Below are 9,295 nucleotides of genomic sequence, written 5' to 3'. Positions count from 1 at the left end.
GGTCACCGGGGGGCCCGCGAAGGACGGAGGGTGGCGTGCAGGTCCTGGAGGGGGCGTACCTGCATGTCGCCGCGGATGCGGGCCTCGATGCCCATCACCGCGGCGGCGGCGCCGGGGACGGTGGTGATGCAGGGGATGTCCGCCGTGACGGCGGCGCTGCGGATCTCGTAGCCGTCGGAGCGGGCGCTGGCGCCGGAACCCTGCGGGGTGTTGATCACCAACGCCACGTGGCCGCCGAGGATCAACGACACCGCGTCGTCGCCGGAACCTGCCTCGTAGTGCTTCGGGGCCTGCTCGCAGGCGATGCCGTGCCGGCGCAGCACCTCGGCGGTGCCGGCGGTCGCGACGATCTCGAAGCCCAGGTCGGCCAGGCGCTTCACCGGGAAGATCATGCCGCGCTTGTCCCGGTTCGCCACCGAGACGAAGATCCGGCCCGAGGTCGGCAACGACCCGTACGCCGCCGACTGCGACTTGGCGAAGGCGTGCCCGAAGGCGGTGTCGATGCCCATCACCTCGCCCGTCGACTTCATCTCCGGCCCGAGCAGCGAGTCCACGCCCTTCCCGGCGGGCGTGCGGAACCGCTTGAACGGCAGCACCGCCTCCTTGACCGCGATCGGCGCGTCCGGCGGCAGCGTGCCACCGTCCCCGGTGGCCGGCAGCAACCCCTCGTCGCGCAGCTCGGCGACGGTCGCCCCGAGGGCGATCCGCGCCGCCGCCTTGGCCAGCGGCACCGCCGTGGCCTTGGAGACGAACGGCACGGTACGCGAGGCACGCGGGTTGGCCTCCAGCACGTACAGGGTGTCGTCCTTCAGCGCGTACTGCACGTTGAGCAGGCCGCGTACGCCGATGCCCCGGGCGATCGCCTCGGTGTACCGGCGGACCTGGGCCACGTGCGAGCCGGCCAGTGTGATCGGCGGCAACGCGCAGGAGGAGTCACCGGAGTGGATGCCCGCCTCCTCGATGTGCTCCATGATCCCGCCGAGGTAGACCTCACCGTCGGCGTCGCAGAGCGCGTCCACGTCGATCTCGATGGCATCGTCGAGGAACCTGTCCACCAGCACCGGGTGGTCCGGGGAGATGTCGGTGGCCCGGCCGATGTAGTCACGCAGCGTCGCATCGTCGTAGACGATCTCCATGCCCCGCCCGCCGAGCACGTACGAGGGGCGGACCAGCACCGGATAGCCGATCTCCTCGGCGATCTCCTTCGCCTCCTCGTACGAGGTGGCGGTGCCGTGGGCCGGAGCACGCAGGCCCGCACGGGCGAGCAGTGAGCCGAAGGCCCCCCGCTCCTCGGCCAGGTGGATCGACTCCGGTGAGGTGCCGACCACCGGCACCCCGGCGTCCTTGAGCCGCTGCGCCAACCCCAGCGGGGTCTGCCCACCGAGCTGCACGATCACCCCGACCACACCCGGCCCACCGGCCTCGCGGCCGGAGGAGTCCTCGGCGTGCCAGACCTCAAGCACGTCCTCGAAGGTCAGCGGCTCGAAGTAGAGCCGGTCGGCGGTGTCGTAGTCGGTGGAGACCGTCTCCGGGTTACAGTTGATCATGACGGTCTCGAAACCGCCGCCGGACGCCTCGGCCGGGCCGGCCGGCGCGCCACGCAACGCCTGCACCGCGTGCACGCAGGAGTAGTCGAACTCGATGCCCTGCCCGATCCGGTTCGGCCCGGAGCCGAGGATCAGCACCTTGGGCCGCGCCGAGCCGACCACCTCGGTCTCCGCGTCGTACGAGGAGTAGTGGTACGGGGTGGTCGCCTCGAACTCGGCCGCGCAAGTGTCCACGGTCTTGTAGATCGGCCGGATGTCGAGCCGGTGCCGCAGCGTCCGTACGCCGTCCTCGGCGGCCAGTTCCGGGCGCAGCGCAGCCAACTGCCGGTCGGAGAGGCCGGCCCGCTTCGCCCGACGCAGCAGCTCCGCGTCGAGCACCGGCGCGGCCACGATCTCGGCACGCAGCTCGACCAGGGCGGCGATCTGGTCCAGGAACCACGGGTCGATCCCGCCCGACGCCGCGGCGACCTCGCCGATCGAGGCACCCAGCCGCAGCGCCCGCTCGACCGTGTAGAGCCGCCCGTCATGCGGCGTACCCAGTGCGGCGAGGGTGTTCTCCTTCGTCGCGCCCGGCGGATCGGCGACGGTCCAGAACCCGGCGGCCTTGGTTTCCATCGACCGCATCGCCTTGTTCAGCGCCTCGGTGAAGTTGCGCCCGAGGCTCATCGCCTCACCGACGGACTTCATCGTGGTGGTCAGCTCCGGGTCCGCGCCGGGGAACTTCTCGAACGCGAACCGGGGGATCTTCACCACCACGTAGTCGAGCGTCGGCTCGAACGCGGCAGGGGTCTTGCGGGTGATGTCGTTGGGAATCTCGTCGAGGGTGTAGCCGATGGCCAGCTTCGCGGCGATCTTCGCGATCGGGAAGCCTGTCGCCTTCGAGGCCAGCGCCGAGGAGCGGGAGACCCGCGGGTTCATCTCGATGACCACGATCCGGCCGTCCGCCGGGTTGACCGCGAACTGGATGTTGCAGCCGCCGGTGTCCACCCCGACCTCGCGCAGCACCGCGATGCCCAGGTCCCGCAGGCGCTGGTATTCCCGGTCGGTGAGCGTCATGGCCGGGGCCACGGTCACGCTGTCGCCGGTGTGCACGCCCATCGGGTCGAGGTTCTCGATCGAGCAGACCACCACCACGTTGTCGTGACGGTCCCGCATGAGTTCGAGTTCGTACTCCTTCCAGCCGAGCACGCTCTCCTCGATCAGCACCTCGTGCACGGGGCTGGCGGCCAGCCCGGAACCGGCGATGCGCTCCAGGTCGGCGTCGGTGTGCGCCATGCCGGACCCGAGGCCACCCATGGTGAACGACGGCCGGATCACCACCGGCAGGCCCAACTCCGCCACGGTCTCCCGGACCTCGTCCATCGAGTGGCAGACCCGCGAGCGCGGCACCAGGCCCGCCGGGTCCTCGATGCCGATCCGTACGCCCGCCTTGGCGACGATCTCCTTGAACAGCTGCCGGTCCTCGCCGCGCCGGATCGCCTCGATGTCCGCGCCGATCAACTCGACGCCGTACTTGTCGAGCACACCGGCCTCGTGCAGCGCGACAGCGGTGTTCAGCGCGGTCTGCCCACCCAGGGTGGGCAGCACCGCGTCCGGCCGCTCCTTCGCGATGACCAGTTCGACGAACTCCGGGGTGATCGGCTCGACGTAGGTGGCGTCGGCGTACTCCGGATCGGTCATGATCGTGGCCGGGTTCGAGTTGACCAGGCTGACCCGGATCCCCTCGCTACGCAGCACCCGGCACGCCTGGGTGCCGGAGTAGTCGAACTCGCACGCCTGCCCGATGACGATCGGCCCGGAGCCGATCACCAGGATGTGCTTGAGGTCGGTCCGCTTAGGCATTCGCGCGCCCCTCGCTGTGGGTCCGGGCGGCCTGCGCCCGGCCCTCGATCAACTCCGCGAAGCGGTCGAACAGGTAGTCCGCGTCGTGCGGACCGGCCGCCGCCTCCGGGTGGTACTGAACGGTGAACGCGGGCACGTCCCGGGCCCGCAACCCCTCGACCACGTTGTCGTTGAGGCAGAGATGGCTGACCTGCACACCGCCGAACTCGGTCTCGATCACCTGGTCCGGCACCACCGCACCCGGCCGTACGCCCGGCACCTCGACCGCGAAGCCGTGGTTGTGGCTGGTCACCTCCACTTTGCCGGTGACCCGGTCGAGCACCGGCTGGTTGATGCCCCGGTGACCGTAGCCGAGCTTGTAGGTGCCGAAACCGAGCGCCCGGCCGAGGATCTGACTGCCGAAACAGATACCGAAGAGCGGCACCTGCCGGCGCAGCACCTCGCGGGCCAGCTTGACCGGCGCGTCGGCGGTCGCCGGATCGCCCGGGCCGGGCGAGAAGAAGACCGCGTCCGCGCCGGTGGCCAGCAGATCTTCGATCGTCGAGTGCGCCGGCAGCACGTGGGTGGTCACGCCACGGGCGGCGAGCCGGCGCGGCACGTTGCGCTTGATGCCCAGGTCGAGGGCGGCGACGGTGAACCGGTGCGCGCCCTCGGCCTGCACCACGTACGGCTCGGCCGTGGTCACCTCGGCGGAGAGGTCCGCGCCGAGCATCTGCGGCGACTGGCGTACCCGGGCCAGCAGCGCACGCGGATCGTCGTCGACGCTGGAGATGCCGACCCGCATCGCGCCACGCTCGCGCAGGTGCCGGGTCAGCGCCCGGGTGTCCACCCCGCTGATGCCGACGATGCCCTCGGTGGCCAGCCGATCCTCCAGCCCGCCGGTGGACCGCCAGTTCGAACTCACCCGGGCCGGGTCACGCACCACGTAACCGGCCACCCAGATCCGCCGCGACTCGTCGTCGTCGCCGTTCACGCCGGTGTTGCCGATGTGCGGGGCGGTCTGCACCACCACCTGCCGGTGGTACGACGGGTCGGTGAGCGTCTCCTGATAGCCGGTCATGCCGGTGTTGAAGACCGCCTCGCCGAAGGTCTCCCCGACACTGCCGTACGCCTCGCCGTGGAAGGTGCGCCCGTCCTCCAGGACGAGAATCGCCGACCTGCGCTTCATTATTTGACAGCCTTTCCGTCGAGCACCGTCGCCTCGCCACGCAGGAAGGTCGCCACGATGCGACCCGGCAGCGTCATCCGGGCGTACGGGGTGTTGCGACTGCGACTGGCCGACTCCGCCGGGTCGATCAGCCGACGGGCCGCCGGGTCGACAAGGGTCAGGTTGGCCGGCGCACCCGGGGCGGGATCGTGGCCGTGCTCGGTCAGCCCGGCGATCCGGGCCGGGGTACGCGACATCCGCTCGGCGATCAGATCCCACTCCGGGCCGAGCACGTCGAGCGCGATGGAGAGCGCCGTCTCCAGCCCGAGCATGCCCGGTCGGGCGTACGCCCACTCGCACTCCTTGTCCTCCACCGCGTGCGGAGCATGGTCGGTGGCGACGATGTCGATCACCCCGTCGACGAGCGCGGCGCGCAGGGCGGCGATGTCGGCGGCGGTCCGCAGCGGCGGGTTGACCTTGAACACCGGGTCGTAGGACTCGGCCCGGCTGTCAGTGAGCAGCAGGTGGTGCGGGGTCACCTCGGCGGTGACGCGTACCCCCCGGGCCTTGGCGTGGCGCAGCACCTCGACGCTGCCGGCGGTGGAGACGTGGCAGACGTGCAGTCGGCTGCCGACGTGCTCGGCCAGCAGCACGTCCCGGGCGATGATCGCCTCCTCGGCCACCGCCGGCCAGCCGGTCAGACCCAGCCGGGTGGAGACCTCGCCCTCGTGCATCTGGGCGCCCTCGGTGAGCCGGGGCTCCTCGGCGTGCTGGGCGATGATCCCGTCGAACGCCTTGACGTACTCCAGCGCCCGGCGCATCAGCTTGGGGTCGGCGACGCAGTGCCCGTCGTCGGAGAAGATCCGCACCCGGGCGGCGGAGTCGGCCATCGCGCCCAGTTCGGCGAGGCGTTCGCCGGCCAGGCCGACGGTGACCGCGCCGATCGGCTGCACGTCGACCAGCCCGGCTTCCCGGCCCAACCGCCACACCTGCTCGACCACGCCTGCGGTGTCGGCGACCGGCGAGGTGTTCGCCATCGCGCAGACCGCGGTGTAACCGCCGAGCGCCGCCGCCCGGGAACCGGTCTCGACGGTCTCGGCGTCCTCCCGGCCCGGCTCGCGCAGGTGGGTGTGCAGGTCGACCAGGCCGGGCAGGGCGACCAGGCCGTCGGCGTCGACCACGCTCGCGTCGGGCGCGGACAGACCCGGACCGGCCTCGGCGACCACGCCGTCGCGCAGCAGCAGGTCGGTAGGTGCCGCGCCGAGCACGCTGACGTTTCTGATCAGGTACGAGTTCACCGGTTGTTCCCCCCGAGCAGCAGGTAGAGGACGGCCATTCGGACGGAGACCCCGTTGGCGACCTGTTCAACGATTGTGGAGCGGGGCGAGTCGGCGACCTCCGGGGTGATCTCCATGCCCCGGTTCATCGGGCCGGGATGCATCACGATCGCGTGCTCCGGCAGCCGGCGCATCCGCGCGCCGTCCAGACCGTAGCGGCGGGCGTACTCGCGCGCCGACGGAAAGTACGAGTCGTTCATCCGCTCCCGCTGCACCCGCAGCATCATCACCACGTCCACCGACGGCAGCACCGCGTCGAGGTCGTAACAGACGGCGGTGCCGGGGGCGAGGGCCGCGGCGATGTCGACCGGGATGAGGGTCGGCGGCCCGACCAGCGTGACCTTCGCGCCGAGCGTGGAGAGCAGCAGCACGTTGGAGCGGGCCACCCGGGAGTGCAGCACGTCCCCCACCACCGCGACCGACAGGCCGGCCAGCCGGCCCAGCCGGGACCGCATGGTGTACGCGTCCAGCAGCGCCTGGGTGGGATGCTCGTGGGTGCCGTCGCCGGCGTTGACCACCGAACCGTCGACCCAGTCGGCGAGGCGGTGCGGTGCGCCGGAGGCGGAATGCCTGACGACCACCGCGTCCGCCCCCATCGCCTGCAGGGTCAGCGCGGTGTCCTTCAGGCTCTCGCCCTTGGCCACGCTCGACCCCTTGGCGGAAAAGTTGATCACATCGGCGGAGAGCCGCTTCGCCGCCGCCTCGAAGGAGATGCGGGTGCGGGTGGAGTCCTCGTAGAAGAGGTTCACCACCGTGCGACCGCGCAGCGCGGGCAGCTTCTTCACCTCGCGGCCGGCCACCGCGGCCATCTCCGCGGCGGTGTCCAGGATCTCGGTGGCGGTCCCGGCGTCCAGGTCGGCGCCGGAGAGCAGGTGCCTGATCATGAGGTGGTCCCCCCGTGCAGCCGGACCTCGTCCGTGCCGTCGGTCTCGGCCAGCGTCACCTTCACGTTCTCGGCGAGCGCGGTCGGAATGTTCTTGCCGACATAGTCGGCGCGGATCGGCAACTGCCGGTGCCCCCGGTCGACGAGCACCGCGAGCTGCACCGACGCCGGCCGACCGAGGTCACCCAACGCGTCGAGCGCGGCCCGGACCGTCCGGCCGGAGAAGAGCACGTCGTCGACGAGGATGACCCGCCGGCCGTCGATCCCCCCGGGCGGCAACTGGGTGGGGCCGACCGCGCGGGTGGCGTGCCGGCGCAGGTCGTCGCGGTAGAGCGTGATGTCGAGCACACCGACCGGCACGGCGACACCTTCGAAGGCGCTGATCCGGGCGGCGAGGCGGTGCGCGAGCGGGGCGCCTCGGGTCGGGATGCCGAGCAGTACGGTGTCGGCCGCGCCCTGGGTCTTCTCCAGGATCTGGTGCGCGATCCGGTCGACGACGCGCTGGACATCCGCGTTTGTCAAAATCACCTTCACCGAGGGTTGTCGCGGTGACGGCGAGCGGGCAGCCGATGGGAGAGCCACGGCGGACCTCCTTCCCCGCCTCACGGGACGGGTTGTTAAAGGACGTCTGGATCACCCCGGGGGCCGATCAAGCAGGCCAGCGGAGGTTGCGGCCACGTTACCAGTGGTCGGCGGCGCCATCACGGTCGGGCACGAGTGGCTCCGGACACGTCGGGCGTCATTCCGCTGCGTATCGATTCAGCAGACAGAAAGGGATCAAGTTCCCCTGGGTGCCAACGGGAAGGTCACGACCACTTGACCCGGTGTGCGAATCCCCGTACCGTCACGCTCCGTAGCGATCGCTGGGAGAACCCCGAGCAGCACTGGGAGTGTCCGAATGCCCTCTGAATACGCCAAGTCTCTGGGCGCCCGTCTGCGCTCCATCCGCCAGCAGCAGGGCCTGTCCCTGCAAGGGGTGGAGGAGAAGTCGAACGGGCGCTGGAAGGCGGTGGTGGTCGGCTCGTACGAACGCGGCGACCGGGCCGTCACGGTGTCCCGTCTGGCCGAGCTGGCCGAGTTCTACCGCGTTCCGGTCTCGGAGCTGCTGCCCGACGGCAGCGGCGTGCGGCACGAGCCCACCAGCAAGATCGTCCTGGACCTGGAGCGGCTCTACGACGAGGCCAGCGAGGATCTCGCCTACGTCGCCCGGTACGCCCGCGCCATCCAGCAGCAGCGGGGCGACTACAACGGCCGGGTTCTCTCGATCCGCGCCGACGACCTGCGCGCCCTCGCGATCGTCTACGACGCCTCACCGTCCGGCCTGATCGAGCGGCTGACCGAGCACGGTGTGCTGGTCGCCGACCCCCGGGCGTTCTTCGCCAGCTGAGCCTCGACCGAAAGGGCCCGTGCCGTCCGGCACGGGCCCTTAGTCGTCGTCATCCCACCCGGCTGATGCCCGGTTTCGGGGTCGGCTCAGCGGGTGGCGTACTCGGCGATCCGACCGAGCAGACCATTGAGGAAACGCGGCGAGTCGTCTGTCGACATCTGCCGGGCCAACTCGACGGCCTCACTGATCGCCACGGCGTCGTCGATCTCGTCGATGTAGAGCAGCTCGTAGACGGCGATCCGGGCCAGATTACGGTCGACCACCGGCATCCGGTCCAGCGTCCAGCCCTCGGCGTAACTGGCGATCAACTCGTCGATGCGGTCCAGGTGCTCGGCCACCCCCTCGACCAGCCCCACCGCGTACCCCAGGTGTTCGGGGCGTGGCTTCTCGATCCGCTCGATGTAGCCGGCGAGCACCTCGACCGGTGGCCGATCCCGCAGGTCCGCCTCGAAGAGCACATCCAGCGCCCGCTTGCGCGCCTTGCGGCGCGCCGGCATCTGCTGCTTCGGACCCTCGGCCATCAGGCGCGGCCGAGGTAACGGCCGTCGCGGGTGTCGACCTTGATCTTCTCGCCGGTGGTGATGAAGAGCGGCACCTGCACGGTCGCGCCGGTCTCCACCGTCGCCGGCTTGTTACCGCCGGTGGACCGGTCGCCCTGCAGGCCCGGCTCGGTGTAGGTGACCTCCAGCACGACCGAGGTCGGCAGCTCGATGTAGAGCGGCACGCTCTCGTGCGTGGCCACGGTCGCCTCGGCCTCGGGCAGCAGGTAGTTGGCCGCCTCGCCGACCGTCCCGCCCGGCACCGTGATCTGGTCGAACGTCTCCAGATCCATGAAGACGTAGTCTTCGCCGTCGGCGTACAGGTATTGCATGGTGCGCTTGTCGACGGTCGCCGTCTCGACCTTGGTGCCCGCGTTGAAGGTCTTGTCGACCACCTTGCCGGAGAGCACGTTCTTCAGCGTGGTACGCACGAACGCACCACCCTTACCGGGCTTGACGTGCTGGAACTCGACGACGGACCAGAGCTCCCCGTCTAGGTTGAGTACCAGGCCGTTCTTCAGGTCGTTGGTGGTGGCCATTTCCTGCCTTGATCATGATTTGGCGGACAGACCTGGCAAGTCTACTAGCCGCCGCCGGATCCGCCCGCCGCCGC

The 9,295-nt window shown here is 70.6% G+C and carries 8 protein-coding genes; 1 reads left to right on the top strand and 7 read right to left on the bottom strand.

The genetic code is table 11. From position 1 onward, the window contains the following. Positions 1-2 precede the first annotated feature (2 nt). Genes carB through pyrR form a run of 5 tightly spaced genes read right to left on the bottom strand, consistent with a single transcriptional unit; the run spans position 3 to position 7,338 of the window. A complete protein-coding gene (carB, locus tag C1I93_RS24865) occupies positions 3-3,389 on the bottom strand; it encodes a carbamoyl-phosphate synthase large subunit (RefSeq protein ID WP_111245708.1) in 3,387 nt (1,128 codons plus the stop codon). After that, on the bottom strand, positions 3,382-4,557 hold the full coding sequence (gene carA / locus C1I93_RS24860) for a glutamine-hydrolyzing carbamoyl-phosphate synthase small subunit (RefSeq protein WP_111245707.1): 1,176 nt from the start codon (positions 4,555-4,557) through the stop codon (positions 3,382-3,384). Before carA ends, carB begins: the two co-directional genes overlap by 8 nt. Continuing rightward, positions 4,557-5,834 (bottom strand): dihydroorotase, encoded by a 1,278-nt coding sequence (locus C1I93_RS24855; protein ID WP_111245706.1) that lies wholly within the window; start codon positions 5,832-5,834, stop codon positions 4,557-4,559. The genes carA and C1I93_RS24855 overlap by 1 nt, the downstream gene beginning before the upstream one ends. Then, positions 5,831-6,757 (bottom strand): aspartate carbamoyltransferase catalytic subunit, encoded by a 927-nt coding sequence (locus tag C1I93_RS24850; protein WP_111245705.1) that lies wholly within the window; start codon positions 6,755-6,757, stop codon positions 5,831-5,833. Before C1I93_RS24850 ends, C1I93_RS24855 begins: the two co-directional genes overlap by 4 nt. Next, the gene (pyrR, locus tag C1I93_RS24845; protein ID WP_111245704.1) at positions 6,754-7,338 is read right to left on the bottom strand and encodes a bifunctional pyr operon transcriptional regulator/uracil phosphoribosyltransferase PyrR; all 585 of its coding nucleotides are present in this window, start codon (positions 7,336-7,338) and stop codon (positions 6,754-6,756) included. The genes C1I93_RS24850 and pyrR overlap by 4 nt, the downstream gene beginning before the upstream one ends. Positions 7,339-7,654: 316 nt before the next feature. Here pyrR and bldD point away from each other — a divergent pair, with 316 nt between their 5' ends. After that, positions 7,655-8,143, top strand: a complete 489-nt coding sequence (gene bldD / locus C1I93_RS24840) for a transcriptional regulator BldD (protein ID WP_007458348.1) — start codon at positions 7,655-7,657, stop codon at positions 8,141-8,143. Positions 8,144-8,229: 86 nt separating this feature from the next. Here the strand turns inward: bldD and nusB are convergent, their stop codons facing one another. Both nusB and efp read right to left on the bottom strand, forming a co-directional pair. Then, positions 8,230-8,640: a transcription antitermination factor NusB gene (gene nusB, locus C1I93_RS24835; RefSeq protein ID WP_181445310.1), complete on the bottom strand. Its 411-nt coding sequence runs from the start codon at positions 8,638-8,640 to the stop codon at positions 8,230-8,232. Between the two features lie 23 nt (positions 8,641-8,663). Next, positions 8,664-9,221, bottom strand: a complete 558-nt coding sequence (gene efp, locus C1I93_RS24830; RefSeq protein ID WP_111245702.1) for an elongation factor P — start codon at positions 9,219-9,221, stop codon at positions 8,664-8,666. Positions 9,222-9,295 lie beyond the last annotated feature (74 nt).

Source organism: Micromonospora endophytica, assembly GCF_003236305.1.
In the GTDB taxonomy this organism is placed as follows: Bacteria; Actinomycetota; Actinomycetes; order Mycobacteriales; family Micromonosporaceae; genus Micromonospora; species Micromonospora endophytica.
Note: the sequence above shows the minus strand (reverse complement) of the source record. Positions and strands in the feature narration are given on the sequence as shown.